General features: G+C 33.9%; 13 protein-coding genes and 1 tRNA gene. 6 read left to right on the top strand and 8 right to left on the bottom strand.

All coding sequences use genetic code 11. The annotated features are described in order from the left end of the window. Positions 1-562 precede the first annotated feature (562 nt). Positions 563-1288, bottom strand: a complete 726-nt coding sequence (locus ACNQGB_RS07565) for a bacteriorhodopsin-like (protein ID WP_417943353.1) — start codon at positions 1286-1288, stop codon at positions 563-565. Positions 1289-1399: 111 nt separating this feature from the next. Between ACNQGB_RS07565 and ACNQGB_RS07560 the strand changes: the two genes are divergently transcribed. Next, entirely contained in the window at positions 1400-2314 is a 915-nt protein-coding gene (locus ACNQGB_RS07560; protein WP_417943354.1) for a Brp/Blh family beta-carotene 15,15'-dioxygenase, read from the top strand. A gap of 100 nt (positions 2315-2414) precedes the next feature. On the opposite strand, the gene dnaK is transcribed toward ACNQGB_RS07560, so the two are convergent. Then, entirely contained in the window at positions 2415-4301 is a 1887-nt protein-coding gene (gene dnaK, locus ACNQGB_RS07555; RefSeq protein ID WP_417943355.1) for a molecular chaperone DnaK, read from the bottom strand. A gap of 300 nt (positions 4302-4601) precedes the next feature. Between dnaK and ACNQGB_RS07550 the strand changes: the two genes are divergently transcribed. Continuing rightward, positions 4602-5042 (top strand): VOC family protein, encoded by a 441-nt coding sequence (locus ACNQGB_RS07550; RefSeq protein WP_417943356.1) that lies wholly within the window; start codon positions 4602-4604, stop codon positions 5040-5042. On the opposite strand, the gene ACNQGB_RS07545 is transcribed toward ACNQGB_RS07550, so the two are convergent. Next, positions 5039-8167, bottom strand: a complete 3129-nt coding sequence (locus ACNQGB_RS07545) for a TonB-dependent receptor (RefSeq protein ID WP_417943357.1) — start codon at positions 8165-8167, stop codon at positions 5039-5041. The genes ACNQGB_RS07550 and ACNQGB_RS07545 overlap by 4 nt on opposite strands. A 181-nt stretch (positions 8168-8348) precedes the next feature. On the opposite strand from ACNQGB_RS07545, the gene ACNQGB_RS07540 reads away from it, so the two are divergent. After that, positions 8349-8681: an ArsR/SmtB family transcription factor gene (locus ACNQGB_RS07540; protein ID WP_309755123.1), complete on the top strand. Its 333-nt coding sequence runs from the start codon at positions 8349-8351 to the stop codon at positions 8679-8681. A gap of 302 nt (positions 8682-8983) precedes the next feature. Here ACNQGB_RS07540 and ACNQGB_RS07535 read toward each other — a convergent pair whose 3' ends face one another. Then, positions 8984-10180 carry a PAS domain-containing sensor histidine kinase gene (locus tag ACNQGB_RS07535; RefSeq protein WP_417943358.1) on the bottom strand — a complete coding sequence of 399 codons (1197 nt, stop codon included), beginning with the start codon at positions 10178-10180 and terminating at the stop codon, positions 8984-8986. A 779-nt stretch (positions 10181-10959) separates the two neighbouring features. Here ACNQGB_RS07535 and ACNQGB_RS07530 point away from each other — a divergent pair. Together ACNQGB_RS07530 and ACNQGB_RS07525 are read left to right on the top strand one after the other, a co-directional pair. Further along, on the top strand, positions 10960-11703 hold the full coding sequence (locus ACNQGB_RS07530; RefSeq protein ID WP_417943359.1) for a ferritin-like domain-containing protein: 744 nt from the start codon (positions 10960-10962) through the stop codon (positions 11701-11703). A gap of 22 nt (positions 11704-11725) precedes the next feature. Further along, positions 11726-12556, top strand: a complete 831-nt coding sequence (locus ACNQGB_RS07525; RefSeq protein ID WP_417943360.1) for a ferritin-like domain-containing protein — start codon at positions 11726-11728, stop codon at positions 12554-12556. 104 nt (positions 12557-12660) lie between these two features. Here ACNQGB_RS07525 and ACNQGB_RS07520 read toward each other — a convergent pair. The 4 genes from ACNQGB_RS07520 to ACNQGB_RS07505 all read right to left on the bottom strand — a co-directional run bounded on the left by ACNQGB_RS07520 (position 12661) and on the right by ACNQGB_RS07505 (position 15108). Further along, a tRNA-His gene (locus ACNQGB_RS07520) sits at positions 12661-12736 on the bottom strand. A gap of 74 nt (positions 12737-12810) precedes the next feature. After that, a complete protein-coding gene (gene bshB1 / locus ACNQGB_RS07515) occupies positions 12811-13527 on the bottom strand; it encodes a bacillithiol biosynthesis deacetylase BshB1 (protein WP_417943470.1) in 717 nt (238 codons plus the stop codon). A gap of 49 nt (positions 13528-13576) precedes the next feature. Further along, on the bottom strand, positions 13577-14671 hold the full coding sequence (locus tag ACNQGB_RS07510; RefSeq protein ID WP_417943361.1) for a chorismate-binding protein: 1095 nt from the start codon (positions 14669-14671) through the stop codon (positions 13577-13579). Further along, positions 14671-15108 (bottom strand): PaaI family thioesterase, encoded by a 438-nt coding sequence (locus ACNQGB_RS07505; RefSeq protein ID WP_417943362.1) that lies wholly within the window; start codon positions 15106-15108, stop codon positions 14671-14673. The genes ACNQGB_RS07510 and ACNQGB_RS07505 overlap by 1 nt, the downstream gene beginning before the upstream one ends. A 116-nt stretch (positions 15109-15224) precedes the next feature. Between ACNQGB_RS07505 and ACNQGB_RS07500 the strand changes: the two genes are divergently transcribed. Continuing rightward, positions 15225-16751, top strand: a complete 1527-nt coding sequence (locus ACNQGB_RS07500; RefSeq protein WP_417943471.1) for a right-handed parallel beta-helix repeat-containing protein — start codon at positions 15225-15227, stop codon at positions 16749-16751. Positions 16752-16880: the final 129 nt, after the last annotated feature.

Below are 16880 nucleotides of genomic sequence, written 5' to 3'. Positions count from 1 at the left end.
ATAAATTTTAATCACAGCCACAGATTCGCAGATTTAGAGTTTCATTAATCAGGTACATGGATTATTGGACATCTAAACACTTTGTTTTCAATATTGATAAAATAGACACTCTATCATTTTTGCTATTTGTCCCGCTGGAAGCGTCTCAATCATGTTGCTTTTTTCTGAATTGACCATAATAAAAGCCTGATTAAAAGAACAATAAAAAATGTAAAGTATGTTAAGCACTAAATGTAAATAGTTTGCTTTATTTATATGTAAACTTTAAACAATCTAACAATATTAATTAACCTTTAAGTCATCTAAGCATTGAACCTTAAATAGTCTTATTTTTAGCTGAATAACATACTATCAACACAAATAAATTGTCAACTCACATGACTTATATCTTGAAAAATGCGAGTTTGTTTCATTCTTATTGCTTAGTGACCCCTACCTAATAAGACTCTACTTTTATAAACGTACTACAGTAATTAAAATCTCTATAAAATTATAACTTACTTTGAGCCACAAAAAAACCGAACTATCGCTAGTTCGGTTTTAAATTTATTATAAAAAGTAATTAGTCTTTTGAAGATTTCACTGCTAAAGTATAAATTACTAATCCAAATCCAATTTTGTTAATTGCATCTGCAATGTTGTAAGCTACATCAATGTTACCTGCTGGAATTAATCCGTTGTACCATCCAGTAGTTCCCATCATGTATCCTAATGGGTAAATTGCCCATCCTACAAGTACGAACCAACATAAAATTTTGTGTGCTTTTTGTACTTCTCCACCAGCTGCAGCAGCTAATTTAGACGCTTCTCCTAACCAGATTTCATACACGATCAAGAAATAAGCAGCTCCAGACAAAGCTCCCCACAATGCAGCACTTTCTGGTGCAACTACTTCACCAAAGTAACCTGTAACTAACATGATTACTGAATAAATAATCATTTTCCATAGCAATGATTGTTTCGCTCCAGCAACTTTTAGTATTAGGTAAAACTCTAAACACATTAATGGCACTGTTAGTACCCAGTCAACGTAACGAAAGAATGTTGGAGACTCACCAAAAGAAGCCCAATAATCTCTCATGTAGAAATAATGTACTGCGGCAATAAAGGTAATTAAGCCTGAAACTAAAACTGAAGTACGCCACTTTTTATCAAACTGGCTTAAGGATAAAAAGAAAAACGCCGATGCGGCCATCATAGCCATACAGCCTACAAAAAAGGTAAACCCTACGTAATCGGTTGGGGATAATTTCCCGATTAATCCTGAAATGAACATAAAATTTGTCATAATTAAAAAATTTTAAATGGTTTTGTTTAATCAAATATAGTAAAAGCTAAACGATAAAAAAATATTTTTGTTTATTTTTTTTTACCTATTTTTAAACAATAATTAAATTTTATGAAAAATTATCCCAATATCGCAATAGTGGCGAGCTTTTTCGGGCTTTGGATGGATTCCTTCCTACCTACAACCTTTCAAATAATATCTGGATTTTTCTTAATTTTTACCTTTGGAATCTTGCACGGGGCCAATGATTTACTTCTAATAAAAAATATAAATCCAGAAAAAAGTAACCGTTCATGGATTATGATTCTGGGATACTATGTGGTGATTGTTTTAACGGGAGTACTTTTATTCTATTTAATTCCGCAAATGGCGCTCCTATTATTCATTATTGTTAGTAGCTACCACTTTGGAGAGCAGCAATGGCAAAATTTAAATCAGACCTTTCCCAAATGGCTGCTGGTATTATTTCAGTTTTTATATGGTTTTGTAGTTTTATTGTTGCTATTTGTGTTTCATACCAATCAAGTTCAACATATTATTTCAAAAATTGCAAACTTAACGGTTCCTCTGCCCTATTTTTTGGGACTCCTTCAAATTTCAGCTGGACTGTTTATTAGTTTATGCGGATATGCCTATTGGAAAACTGAAAAAATAAGAAGTAAACTCCTTTTAGAATGTTTTTACTTAATATTATTTACCATCCTATTTAAATCCTCTAGTTTAATTTGGGGCTTTGCTATATACTTTGTGATCTGGCACAGCATTCCCTCTATAATTGATCAGATTAAATTCTTGAATGGTTCTTTCTCATTTCCACATTTTATAACCTATTGCAAAAATGCAGGTTTCTATTGGCTCGCTTCTGTTATAGGAATCGCTATGATATATTTTATCTGTAAAAAAGAAGAGCAACTCTTTAATGCTTTATTTTTCTCGTTTTTGGCAGCGATTACTTTTCCTCATGCAGCCGTAATTACGAGAATGTTTCAAGGTGAAAAAAAACAAACGAAATATAAAGACGCATAAAAAAACCGAGCCATTGCTGGCTCGGTTTTAGTTTTTTAAATTTCGCTGGAAAGCGGATAATCGTTTTACATAATTTTGATATACAAAATTAGTTATTAGCTTATTTTACTTCTTCGAATTCAACGTCTTCAACATTGTCACCTTGAGCCGTTTCACCTTGTGGTTGTGCTTCTCCTTGACCTTGTTCTCCTTGAGCGTACATCGCTTCAGTAGCTGTTTTCCAAGCTGCGTTAATGTTATCAAGCGCTGTTTGAATTGCTGGAACATCTTGAGACTGGTGCGCCATTCTCAATTCAGTTAATGCATATTCTACCGCTACTTTATGATCATCAGCTAATTTAGCTCCAAGTTCTTTCAATTGAGTTTCAGTTTGGAAAATCATAGAGTCAGCCTCATTGATTTTCTCCGCTTTAGCTCTTAAAACTTTATCAGACTCAGCGTTAGCTTCAGCATCTTGTTTCATTCTTTCGATTTCTTCAGAAGTTAATCCAGAAGAAGCTTCGATACGGATATCGTGAGATTTTCCAGTTCCTTTGTCAGTTGCAGAAACTTTGATGATACCATTAGCATCAATATCAAAAGTTACTTCAATTTGAGGAACTCCTCTTGGTGCTGGTGGAATACCATCTAAGTTGAAACGACCGATAGTTTTGTTATCTGCAGCCATTGCTCTAGCACCTTGAAGAACGTGTAGTTCAACAGTTGGTTGAGAATCAGCAGCTGTAGAGAAAACTTGAGATTTTTTAGTTGGAATAGTAGTATTAGACTCAATTAATGTAGTCATAACACCACCCATAGTTTCGATACCTAAAGATAAAGGTGTAACGTCAAGTAACAATACATCTTTTACATCTCCAGAAAGAACTCCTCCTTGAATAGCTGCTCCAATAGCAACAACCTCATCAGGGTTAACTCCTTTAGACGCTTTTTTACCAAAAAATTTCTCTACTTCTTCAGCAATTCTTGGCATACGAGTTGAACCTCCTACTAAGATTACTTCATCAATATCAGAAACTGATAAACCTGCATCTTTCAACGCTCTAGCCACTGGTGCCATAGAACGCTTTACTAATGTGTCAGTTAATTTTTCGAACTGTGCTCTAGTTAATTTTTTAACTAAGTGCTTTGGTCCTGAAGCTGTAGCTGTTACGTATGGCAAATTGATTTCTGTCTCTGAAGATGATGACAATTCAATTTTTGCTTTCTCAGCAGCTTCTTTTAAACGTTGCAAAGACATTGGATCTAGACGCAAGTCAATTCCTTCTTCCGTTTTAAATTCGTCAGCTAACCAGTCAATGATTTCATGATCAAAATCATCTCCACCTAAGTGCGTATCTCCATTTGTTGACAATACTTCGAAAACTCCGTCTCCTAATTCAAGAACAGAAATATCAAATGTACCTCCACCTAAATCGTAAACAGCAATTTTTTGATCTGTACCTTTTTTATCTAAACCGTAAGCAAGTGCAGCTGCTGTAGGCTCGTTAATGATACGCATTACTTTAAGACCTGCAATTTCACCAGCTTCTTTAGTAGCTTGACGTTGTGCATCATTAAAGTAAGCAGGAACAGTAATAACCGCTTCAGTTACCGTTTGACCTAAATAGTCTTCAGCAGTTTTTTTCATTTTTTGAAGAGTCATCGCTGACAATTCTTGTGCAGAGTATAAACGACCATCAATATCCACACGTGGTGTATTGTTGTCCCCTTTTACAATTTTGTATGAAACTCTTTTTGCTTCAGCCGAAACCTCACCAAAACCTTGTCCCATAAAACGTTTGATAGAAGCAATAGTCTTAGTTGGATTAGTTACCGCTTGTCTCTTAGCAGGATCTCCTACTTTAATTTCTCCACCTTCAACAAAAGCGATGATAGATGGTGTTGTTCTTTTTCCTTCTGCATTAGGAATAACAACTGCTTCATTACCTTCCATTACAGAAACACAAGAGTTGGTCGTACCTAAATCAATTCCGATTATTTTACCCATTTTTACTATATTTAATTTTAATGTATGTTCGTTTTTTATGACTCTTTCACAAATAGTCAATCTTTGTGCCAATACAAAACCCTCTATTAAATTGTCAGTTTATGTTAAAATTGACACCATTTTATCTGACAACATGACATTTCATATTGTCATAATGCTTCATACAAAGTTATATTATGGAAGCTAATCCTGCTTCATATCTTTTTTTTGAGTAAATTAACGTCATCTACACTGTAATGTGTGCAATAATTTAAATACAAACAATTAGGAAAAAGATAAAATAATTTAAAAACAAAAACTATGGCACTTATCAATCCTTATATTAATTTTAATGGTAATGCCGAAGATGCATTTCATTTTTACAAATCAGTTTTTGGCGGAGAGTTCGCAATGGTCCTGCGTTTCAAAGACATGGCCAATGATGAATTTCCGATACCAGCACATGAAGCCAATAAAATAATGCACATTGCTTTACCTATTGGGAAAAACATTTTGATGGGGAATGATGTCCCCGAAAGTATGGGTCGAGTAAATGAAAATGAAAACAGATCTAAAATTTCTATTAGTGCTGAAAGTCGTGAAGAAGCCGATCAACTATTTAAAAGACTCTCGGCAGGCGGAACCATTGAAGTTCCTATTGGCGAGAGTCCTTGGAATTCTTATTTTGGTATGTTCAGAGACCAATTTGGAATTGAATGGATGGTCGATTTTGATCCTAATTACAAAGGTCAAATAGACTAGTTAAAAAAGTAGCTTACGCTTACCTGCCCTTGCCACTTGGAGTTTAAATTGTCTACCAACCACGGATTTCCTTTTGGATTTTTGAATTGAAAAACCGGTTGTTGATTTTCTATTCGTATAAAATCAAGTAGTGCATATCCCGAATTATTGATATTAGGAACGTAGACTTGTGTACCCCAATTTTTAGAAATTAGATTGCCAATATTAAAAATATCAACTGAAAATTCCAACTTGTTTTTAAAAAATTTAGTATCAAAAATAACTTTTAAATCTACTTGATGGTTCCAAGGTGTTCTAGCCCCATTTCGCTTGGCGTATTCCCCTCGATGCGAATTCAAGTAGTCGCTATTATTGATATAAGCATCTAACTGATTCCATTGTTCAGCCGCCGAAACTAGTACTGTATTATTACCATCGACAATATTTTGCAATTTAATTTCAGATTGATTTCTTGGAATGTATAAAATATCATTTTTTGCAGATCCATCTCGGTTAATATCCCCTTCATAGACAAATGAAAATGGACTTCCTGATTTTCCGTTGTAAATTAACCCGAATTTCAAATCGTTAGATTTTATTTTAATATCATAAAAATGATAGGATACTATTTTGTGTCGCAAATCAAAATTAGAAGCGGTTAACTCTGGAGAATTAGCAACTAAGGCTTGATTCCATTCAAAATTAGCAGCATGAGAATTTCTGTTCGTGCTCGAAATATCTTTACTTACGCCATAAGTATAGCCCAAAAATCCGTTGTAGTGATCCTCCGTTTTGGTAAGCCCAAAAGTGAGGTTGTAGCGATATCCTTTTGATGTATTGGTTAGTAAAAAAACATTGGTGAAATTTGGATTTATTTTAATGCTTTCTGCCGAAGTGTTGTAATATGGACGGTTGTCAGCACCAGTAAAATTACTTTTTTGATCTTCTTTTCGGTTAATAGACTGGAATAGTAATCCATCTAACGTTTTGGTATACGTAGCTTCAAAATTAAAAGCAAAATTATTTTTGAGTTGTACATCAAGAGATAGGTTACTTTTCCAATCACGAGGTAAATTGAAATTATTATCAATTAAATTAACTTCGGTCAATTTACGGCTTTGTAACGATTCTAATTGGCTTAAGTCCTCATTTAAAGGTAAAACACCCGTAGGTCTGTAATCAATATTAAAGTACTTTGTGCCAGAAATGTAATATTCATAAGCATACCAAACAAAAGGCATTCTTCCAGTAAATAAACCAGATCCTCCTTTTAAAGTATACTTCCCATCTTCATCTATAGTATAATTAAACCCAATTCGTGGATTAAATATTGGCATGTTGTTGATTTTGTTTTTATAGCCTGCAAATTCAGGTGTACTTTTTATTTGGTCAGAAATAGGGAAATCAGTAGGTGTATTTTGCCAATCGACACGGAAACCACCTAATAGATTAAACTTTTTAGAAAATCGAATCTCATCCTGAAAATAAACACTTGATAATAACACCGAGTAATCAGCAGAAGGTGTTTTTTTATTGTATTCAAAATCATTATTTTCAATATTGTACACCCCACGGACTCTATTTGGTCTGTCAGCCAGAAAATTCGCTACAGAACTATACTGCCATCTTCCATTAAAAGCGGTTAGAAATCGGTATTCAATCGCATTAATTTCTGATGAAGTCCCTATTGTAAACTTATGATTATTATGATAGTAGGTAATGTTGTCAGTAAATTGAATAGTGTTTAAACTCAAACCATAAACAGAAGCTTCCCGATAGGTTCCTGCAAATATTGCATTTGAGGTATTATCAGTGATTTCAATATGTGGAAAAACACGACCATTATAACTTCTATCATCATTCACTGTTGATAATGATAAAGTGAGTTTGTTAGAAAGTTTATTTGTGAATTTACTTTTTAACTCGGCAACAATACTGTTGGTAGTTGAATTGTGACGGTATCCTTGATTTCCAAAATTAAAAACCGTGGGCGTCCATTCTAAATTATCGGCAAAGCCTTTTACAAAGTTATTTCGGAGTGTTAATTTGTGATAATCTGAAATATTATAATCCAATCTCAAAAAAAGTTTAGTATTCTTGCGCTCTAATTGCGCATTTGACGAAATACCTGGATCATAATTGTATTTTGATTTAAGTCTATCAGCAATTAAATTAACCATTTCCTGCGAAATATTGGAAGTTGAACTACCCGGAGCATTTAAGACAGCTTCACTTCTATCAGCCAATTCAGCATTAAAAAAATAGAATAATTTGTTTTTTACTATCGCACCACCAATACTCACGCCATACGTGTAATCATTAAATGCAGCTGCTTCTTGTTTCAATCCATCGGAATAACGACCAATCAAATTTCTATTTTTTGCGAAAGTGTATAGTGCACCAGATGTCTCGTTTGAACCGCTTTTAGTAACGGCATTTATACTTGCTCCTGTAAAATTTCCGAAAGTAACATCAAACGGAGCCGTTTTTACAGACAAAGCACTGATGGCACCAAAACCGATGGGTTGCGTACCCGCCAAACCACCTGGAGTTCCTGATGCTGTAGACCCTGTAGCACCACTAGCTGGCTCCTGAAATCCTAAAACATCATTAGTGGCACTACCATCAATAGATAAATTATTAAATCTATAATTGGCCCCACCAAAAGAATTTAAATTAGCTTCAGGAAGCAAACGTGTGGCATCTTGAATACTTCGGTTTGCACTAGGAAGACTATTAATAACATCTATTTTCAGTCGTTTTTCGTTCGCTTTTTTACTATTAGAATTATTCATTATTTCAACCCCAGCCAGTTCTTGTATTTTTGAAAAAAAAGAGAAATCTAGTTTAGTGATTTTCCCCAATTGAACCTGAATAGCATCCAAAACCAATGGACTAAATCCTTCGTACGTAATTCGCGTTTCATAATCATCAGCTGGTTTCAATTGATTAAACTCATAATATCCATCAGCCTGAGATTGAGTTGTATATTTTATTCCTGTAGATTTTTGTACGATCGAAATAGTAGCAAATGCAATGGGGTTGTTTTGGTCATCAACAATATTTCCTTTTAAAATTCCTGTAGTTTCTTGCGCAAAAATAAATCCCGCGCACAAAAGAAAAAAAAGTGTAATTTGTAATTTCATTATTTGGTAATGTTTAGATTTTATAAATCTACGCAACTAATTGTATTTTGGTTTTATAAATTTATCGTATTTTTACGATTAATTTTTATCAAAAACATCACAAAATACTAACATTAAATACTTTACATAAAACTATAGTTTAATAATTAAATATTTATTTCATCTATAAAATACGATTAACATGAAAGAAACTATCGATTTTCATTCTTTTGAATTAGAATTATCCCAAATGGCTAAATGTTTGGCACATCCAGCCAGAATTCAAATTATTTCTATATTATCAAAACACAAAGACCGAACCTGTAAAGAAATTGTAGCCGAATTGCCGTTGTCGCAATCTACGGTTTCGAAGCATTTAAAAGATTTACTCGACGAAAATTTGATTTGTAGAAAATTGAGTGGCACACAGTCCTTATACACTCTCGAATGGAATAAATTAGAAAGGGTTTTTACCATTTTTGACCGTTTTAGTAAAAAAACGATGGTGAATAGACCTAAAAGGAATTGCTGTTAAGTAGGGATAGACTGATAAAAAAGCACATAAATAATTAAAGAAACCTCATTTAGTTTCAAATTCATAATTGAATTATCAATACCGGTTTTATACTAAAGTAGGAGTTTAGAGAATATTTAGATGTAGAACATTTTATAATTAAATAGCAATAATCTACATAATAATTTTGCCAATTGTTACAAAAAACAAATGATTATGGATTTACAAATAGTTATGTTTTCATTTGAATGCAATAGAAAACAATACAAAAAACTAATTTAGTGGCTCTTAAAGGAAGCTGCAAGATTTTTTTTAAAAATAAATTATACTCTTTTATCAAATTCAATTGAATCAAGACTATCGATTTTAAATAAAGGCTCATTAAGCGGAAGCGTAAAATAAAACGTAGAACCTATACCCTCTTTACTTTCAACCCATATTTCACCATCATTTTTTTCTACAAATCCTTTCACCAATAACAACCCAATTCCAGCTCCTTTATTGTCTTTTCTAGCTTTAGACAAAGTACTCATTTGAGGTGTAAAAAGTTTATCTTGAACATCCTGAGACATCCCCATACCAAAATCTTTTATCTGAATAATTACCTTTTCAGCTTCAACAGCTGCTGAGACTACAATTTTTCCTCCAATAAATGAATGCTTAATAGCATTAGAAATAATATTTTGAATAATGGAAATCAACATTTTTTCATCAGCAAATACACTAGTATTTATTTCGATGTCATTTTGAAGCTGAATTTCATTTAGCGATGCTGATTTTTCAAGGGATTCAAAAACCTTTTGTACATATTGAAAAGGCGCAATTTTAGTAGGTGAAAAAGCTTCTGAAGCATACTTTACTCGAGCCCATTCTACTAAGTTATCCAACATATTTAACTCATCGACAGCGGTTTTATGAAGTAAATCAAGCATTTCTTTTACCACATGAGGTTCTAATCGATTTAAATTGGCTTTCAAATATTCTGCAGTACCAATTATCCCAGACAATGGACTTCTTAAATCGTGTGAAACAATAGCCAAAACATTTTCTTTATGCGCATTGAGATCTTCTAATTCTTTTACATATATTTTGATTGCATCCTCTGATTTTTTTCGATCTGTCAAATCGCGGAGGATTTTAACGTACCCTAGCATCTCTCCGTCTAGTCCAGTAAGCGGAAATACCAAACCATACGCATAAAACAAACTTTGGTCCTTACAAATATGCCAGCGATTGTCTGTTGCTCTACCTTCTAATATTGCAGCCTTAATTTCTGTTTGCGGTATACCATTTTGAATGTCTTCCTCTGTGAAAATGATATTAAAATGTTTACCAACAATTTCATCCGATTCATATCCAAATATTTTTGTTGATCCAGAACTCCAGCTATTAATTATAAAATCATTATCAAGAGTAAAAATAGAATAATCTTGTAAGCTATCTATTACTTGGCTGTAAAACTCTGCAGTGGGAATATATTTACTTCTAAGAATTTTAGGAACAGTATTATCGTTTTTCATTAAATTTTGTAACTACTATTTGAAATTATGGAAGTTAATTTTTGCTTGAATTATATAATCAATGCTTACAAAGATACACAAAAGAAAATACAATTATTTAAGACTCATTAACTAAAAGTTTTGCAAAACCACCCATATAAAAACTTCGTACATCAGTTGTAAGGAAAGGAGTAATAGTTATCATCCTAGTTAGTGGAAAATTGACCTGAAGTACTAAATACCGCTATTACTTTAAAAATCATTAAATAATTCATTTAACAATGAAGGAGCAAAAATTTTCACCATTCATTTAAAAAAGAATGAAAATGATTTTAAAGATTAATTACCAAGTTAAATTTTGAACTATTATTTTTTTATTAAGACAAAATACAATCGTCAACTCACTGAAATGTAATAAATTATACAAGTTAATTTAAAAATTATATAAATTTTTTGTTTCAACAAAACTTAAATTTGAGTAACTAAAATAAATAAATTATTTACTAATGATACTAAAAATCGTTATCGGCAACGATCAAAAAAACAACGGTCACTAAATAATTTTTGTTAGAGAACTATTAAATCAAGATTTGTGTAGTGCAATGCTTTCAATATAAAATTTAGATACAACAGAAAAGATCAATTCTGCTACTTCAAATATTTTTACAACAGTTTAAAAAACTAATAGTAGATAAGACTTCTGTTTTATTTGCTTTTAAAAAAATCTAGGTTCTGCGGGAATAAAATTTTGTTAAGACCAAATAATATTAAATAATAGTACTAATTTTAATTATTAAATTATGAAAAATGAAGTTAAAATTCATGAAGTAAGTTCTGCGACTTTGAAAGGCCGTCGAGAATTTCTTAAAATCAGTGGTTTAGTTGCCGCCAGTACGGGACTGATCTTAATGGGATGTAACGATGATGACGGTCCTGCGGCAGATCAAAAATTACCAGGCGTTCGCGATGGAAAATTTGATTTAGGTGGAAATGATTTTGGTGTACTGAGTTATGCTTATGCTTTAGAGCAACTAGAAGCTGACTTTTATACTAAAGTAGTCAATGCGGCTAATTTTAGAGTCACGTTTAATGCTACAGAGCAAACAGTTCTCACAGATTTATACAACCATGAGGTGATTCACAGAGAGTTTTTTAAAGCAGCATTAACTGGAGCCTTACCAAATCCAAGTAGCCAGCTTCTTCCAAATTTAGCTTTCAATTACGGAGCCCTAAATTTCAACAGCCGCGCTGAAGTTCTAGCTACAGCTAAAGCATTAGAAGACACAGGAGTTGCCGCATATAACGGTGCTGGAAGACTATTGACTAATCCTGATTATTTATTGCTAGCAGGAAAAATAGTTTCTGTAGAAGCAAGACATGCCTCTGCTATACGAAGCCTTATAAACCCAAATTCAGCTGATTTTGCAGGAGATGATGTGATTAATACTACAACTGGTCTTGATGTCATGAAAACACCTTCACAGGTAATTCCTATCGCAGCCGGATTTATTACAACTGCTTTTACAGCAAAATTTTTACCGTAAATAACACTTAAAACGTATCATTATGAATATATTAAAATTTTTAGAGCCGTTTACCAATGAAAATCTAATGAATGGTAAAGCCTCCAGGAGAGATAGTTTCAATTTATTTGGACATTTAGGGAAAAATGCTGCATTAGCCGCAGTTCCCTTTGGAATTGCTGCTTTGACTTCGACTAAAGCATTTGCAGCCGATATTAATCCAACTCCTTCTACACCAATAGGCGCCTTGCAACTAGCGCTAGTTTTAGAATATTTAGAGAAAGAATTCTATATTATGGGTTTAGCATCAGGTGTTATTCCACCGGGCGGAAGAGATGAAAAAGTATTTATGCAAATTTCTGCACATGAAACCGATCACGTATCATTCCTAATTGCAGGATTGGGCGGTCCAGGAAGCGCTAATTTTGTTGCAAAACCAACCTTTGATTTTACCGTTAATGGGGCATTTGATCCTTTCAACAAAACAGGAATTGGAACTACGGCGGCGTACGCACAATTTCTTGCATTAGCACAAGCTTTTGAAGATACTGGGGTTCGTGCCTACAAAGGACAAGCAGCTAATTTAATTTCTACTCCAGATTTATTAACTGCGGCATTGCAAATTCATTCAGTAGAAGCACGACATGCTTCAGAAGTAAGAAGATTGCGAGGACTAAAAGGATGGATTACTGGAAACGAAAGAGGTGCGGGAATGCCTGCAGCAACTCAAGCGGTTTATGATGGTGAAGAAGTTACCATGCAAGCGGGTTATAATACCGCAACGCTTTTTGGCGCAGCAGCGGGATCTGAAGCTTATGATGAGCCTTTGACAACTTTGCAAGCTGTAAATATTGCCAACCTGTTTATTGTGTAATTAGTATTTATACTGCTTGGAATAAATCAATTATAAAAGGAACTAATGTAAATCTTTTTGTTCCACAAAAAAAGCCTCTCATTACTGAGAGGCTTTTGCTTTCTGGGTGGAAGACGGGGCTCGAACCCGCGACCCTCGGTACCACAAACCGATGCTCTAACCAACTGAGCTACAACCACCATTTGCTTAGCGGTGGCAAAGATACGACATAAGTTTACTTTTGCAAATATTTTTTTTAAAAAATAACGTGAAATTTATATCAAATCGCCTAAGCTATTGACTGCCAAATATCTTTCTACTGTGAAACCTTCAGCATGATCTAAACCAGTCAGTCTTCCTAAATCTCTGGAACGGTAATTTAAGCTTTCTAGGAAGTTTTTACTCGTAATTGGAGACTCGGGCTCCTTAGAATTGGCATCATAAAATTGAGAACTGTAGGCCAAAATCGCTTCAGTTTTTTTATCTGTAAAACCTGTAATATCCACTACAAAATCTGGAACTATATTTTTCCATTGAATGTAATGATATACTAGTTTAGGACGCCAAGGGTGTTGCACCTCTCCATCTATCGCTGTCTCGACCTTTACTAAACCTGACAAAAAACAGGCATCAGACACTAATTTACTTCCTTTTTCATGATCAATATGGCGGTCATCGATAGCATTACACAAGACAATTTCGGGTCGGTATTTGCGAATCATTTTTATGATTTCCAATTGGTGTTTTTCGTCATTAACAAAAAAGCCATCTCTCATTTCTAGATTTTCTCGCGCAGAAACACCTAATATTGCAGCAGCAGCAGTTGCTTCTTGATCTCTAATTTCTGCCGATCCGCGTGTACCTAATTCCCCTCGTGTCAAATCGATTATTCCTACGGTTTTACCCAAAGAAATTTCTTTTAAAATAGTTCCTGCACAACCTAATTCTACATCATCTGGATGCGCACCAAAGGCTAGTATGTCTAATTTCATCATTTATTTTATTATTTTTTAGCAGAACAAAAAACAGTCTCTTTCTTAATTACAAAACCTTTTTCATCGTCATAGATTTATTAACGCTTTCCTCCCACTCTTTTTCAGGAATACTATCCTTGGTGATTCCGCAACCCATGTACAGATGCACCTTAGTCACTAGATCAGTGGTATTTGGTGTATTGATTAAAGTATCCCCAATTTGCATGCAACGTAAATTTACAAACAAATCTGAGTTTACAACATTTGGAGTCATGCTACTATTCAATTCTCCCAAATAACCCGTATAAAAACTCCGGTCATACTCTTCATTTTGAATGATAAAAGCTTTAGCATTGTTTTTAGGTAACCCGCAAACCGCTGGTGTAGGATGGAGCATTTCAATGATTTTTTTTAAACTCTCATGAACATTCAAACGTCCAGAAATATCCGTTTTAATATGCCATATCTCACCCGCTTTGATGCTGTAAGGTTGGGTTACCAAAACTTCTGACGCAACAGTACTTAACTCATTAACAATGTAATCTGTTACAAATTGCTGTTCTTCTTGTTCTTTTTTCTGCCAAATAATTGCTGTACTTCCAATATCTTTTTGTGTTCCAGCTAAAGAAATCGTTTCAAAGATACCAGCATTAACTTTCAACAATTGTTCCGGTGTGGCGCCTAACCAAATCCCAATATTAGGATGATAAAAACAATAGACAAAAGTACTAGGATACAGTTGGACTAATTTTTGAAAAGTTGCTATTAAATCAAAATTAGGCACTGGAATAGTTTCTTTTCGCGACAACACTACTTTTTTAAATTCACTCTTGCTTATCGATTCAATCCCTTTGGCTACCAAATCTTTAAAATCCTTTTTAGCCAATTCATCGATGGTCGTTTGCTTCTCATAAAAAAATAAATCTTGATTACTTTCGAAAGAAACTCGCATAATTTCAGATTCATTTTCAGGAATCAAAAAGGTGTTTTTTCCATCAAAAGACGAAATAACAAATCCTTTTTCTGTAAAATCATCAACTTGAAAAAGTGAAGCATCCCGCTGAAAAAAACCAATAACCTCTGCAGTATTGGGTTTGCAATACAGAACAAAAGGGAGTTCTTCCTGCAAGTGTTTTTTTGCTTTCGCTACAAGTGATTCCATTATTTATCTTCGCTTTTCCTTTTTGGTAAAATCATATTGGTAAGCTTACACAGTGAAATCAAGTTGTTTCTTTCATCGGTAATTCTAATTTCCCACAAGTGAATGCTTCTTCCTTTGTGAACTATTTTAGCCGTTGCCGTAACGATTCCGTCGCGTTTGGCTTTCAAATGATTGGCTGCGATCTCGATCCCGCGTACTTCACTCACATCTGAATTTACAAAAAGCATTGACGCTGCACTACCCACACTCTCTGCCAAAGCTACCGTAGCTCCTCCATGTAGCAATCCCATAGGCTGATGCACTGAAGGATTCACGGGCATTGTGGCTACTAAAAAATCTTCTCCTGCGTCAGTATATTCAATATTCAGCGTTTGCATTAAGGTGTTCTTAGAAACATGATTGCAATACTGAAGTATTTTTTCTTTGTCGAATGTCATATTATTTGCTTTAAAAATGTAAAATTAAAGAAAAGATGACTTACAAAATAGGAATTACAATTGTTATTCTGATTTTGAAAATAGATTTTCCCTATTTTTACAAAAAAAACAATTCGATGCCTCCCAAAATACTTTTACTTTTTATTGGAATAGCACTTGCGCTTTGTTCCTGCCGTTCTGATTTTGAGACAGTAGCAAGCACAGGCGATTTAGCGTTTTCCAAGGATACTATATACCTTGACACCGTTTTTTCGAATATAGGGTCGAGTACCTACCGACTTAAAGTATACAACAAAAGTAAAAATGACATCACGATACCAAGTATAAAATTAGGTAAAGGATTGAATTCTAAATACCGCATGACAATTGATGGCATGCAAGGAACAGCAGGGAAAATTTTTACAAATGTAGCGCTGTTAGCAAGAGACAGTTTGTATGTTTTTATTGAAACCACGGCTAACATCGCTGATGCAAATCCAGCTGATTTTTTGTACACAGATCAAATTCAGTTTGATAGCGGTGCCAATCAACAAAATATTGAAGTAGTAACTCTTATCCAAGATGCAGTTTTCCTTTATCCACAGCGCTTTGCTGACGGAACAAAAGAAACGCTACCTATTGGAGAACAAAAAATTGAAGGTTTTTATTTGGATGAAAATGATCCTGTAAACGGAAATGAGTTGCAGTTTAACAACAACAAACCGTATGTCATCTATGGATATGCCGCCATTCCTTCTAATAAAACAGCTACTTTTGAAGCAGGAACAAGAGTTCATTTTCATGCTAATTCTGGTCTTATTGTAGCCAATAAAGCTTCGATTCAAGTGAATGGAGCACCCTCAACTACAGGCAAGTTGGAAAATGAAGTTGTTTTTGAAGGCGATCGTTTAGAACCTGATTTCTCAGATGTACCGGGACAATGGGGAACTATTTGGCTTACTGATGGAAGTACTAATAATAAACTGAATCATCTTACAATCAAAAATGCTAGTATCGGCTTGCTAATTCAAAACAATGACAATACTACAGTTACGATAAAAAATACCCAAATTTACAATACCAGTAACTACGGTATCTTGGCGCAGACCGCAAAAATTACTGGAGAAAATATAGTCATCAACAAAGCTGGATTGGCAAGTTTAGCGTGCTCTTATGGAGGTACTTATTTATTTACCCACTGTACCTTCAATAATAATTGGAACAGTTCTCAGCAGGTAGCAGTTGCAATAAGCAACTTTATCACTGGAGCTACTCCAGAAGTAAAGGATTTGAGTGCTGCAACCTTCAATAACTGTATTATTTATGGTTCCTACGGCAATGAAATGAGTTTAAATAAAAAAACAGGAGCTGCTTTTGAATACCAATTCAACAATTGTTTAATTAAATTTGACAATATTTCGAACCAATTTAGTACTAATCCGCTGTATCAATTTAGTACCGATACAGCACATTACAACGCAATCATTCTGAATAAAGATCCCAACTATTTTAATCAATCTCAGAATAAATTCAATATCGATGAAACTTCTGCCGCTTTTGCAAAAGGGAATTCGATGTATTTAATTCCATTAGACATTTTAGGAAATACAAGAACTGTACCCCCTGATTTGGGAGCTTACCAGAATAAGGCTTTTCCTAAATAACTCACTATAAAAGAACGCGTACCGAATTGAAATTCAAAAATTAAGCTTGATTTAATTAAACATTTAATAACTTGATATAAGGAAATAAACAGTAGTTTTGCCAAAATTTAACACCTTAAGCAAAATTAA

The sequence above is a fragment of the Flavobacterium frigidum genome (assembly GCF_048286795.2).
This window is presented reverse-complemented; position numbering and strand designations above follow the sequence as displayed.

Coding starts and splice junctions, on each gene's coding strand:
- ACNQGB_RS07565 (WP_417943353.1), bottom strand. CDS start 1,288: ATGACAAATTTTATGTTCATTTCAGGATTAATCGGGAAATTATCCCCA.
- ACNQGB_RS07560 (WP_417943354.1), top strand. CDS start 1,400: ATGAAAAATTATCCCAATATCGCAATAGTGGCGAGCTTTTTCGGGCTT.
- dnaK (WP_417943355.1), bottom strand. CDS start 4,301: ATGGGTAAAATAATCGGAATTGATTTAGGTACGACCAACTCTTGTGTT.
- ACNQGB_RS07550 (WP_417943356.1), top strand. CDS start 4,602: ATGGCACTTATCAATCCTTATATTAATTTTAATGGTAATGCCGAAGAT.
- ACNQGB_RS07545 (WP_417943357.1), bottom strand. CDS start 8,167: ATGAAATTACAAATTACACTTTTTTTTCTTTTGTGCGCGGGATTTATT.
- ACNQGB_RS07540 (WP_309755123.1), top strand. CDS start 8,349: ATGAAAGAAACTATCGATTTTCATTCTTTTGAATTAGAATTATCCCAA.
- ACNQGB_RS07535 (WP_417943358.1), bottom strand. CDS start 10,180: ATGAAAAACGATAATACTGTTCCTAAAATTCTTAGAAGTAAATATATT.
- ACNQGB_RS07530 (WP_417943359.1), top strand. CDS start 10,960: ATGAAAAATGAAGTTAAAATTCATGAAGTAAGTTCTGCGACTTTGAAA.
- ACNQGB_RS07525 (WP_417943360.1), top strand. CDS start 11,726: ATGAATATATTAAAATTTTTAGAGCCGTTTACCAATGAAAATCTAATG.
- bshB1 (WP_417943470.1), bottom strand. CDS start 13,527: ATGAAATTAGACATACTAGCCTTTGGTGCGCATCCAGATGATGTAGAA.
- ACNQGB_RS07510 (WP_417943361.1), bottom strand. CDS start 14,671: ATGGAATCACTTGTAGCGAAAGCAAAAAAACACTTGCAGGAAGAACTC.
- ACNQGB_RS07505 (WP_417943362.1), bottom strand. CDS start 15,108: ATGACATTCGACAAAGAAAAAATACTTCAGTATTGCAATCATGTTTCT.
- ACNQGB_RS07500 (WP_417943471.1), top strand. CDS start 15,225: ATGCCTCCCAAAATACTTTTACTTTTTATTGGAATAGCACTTGCGCTT.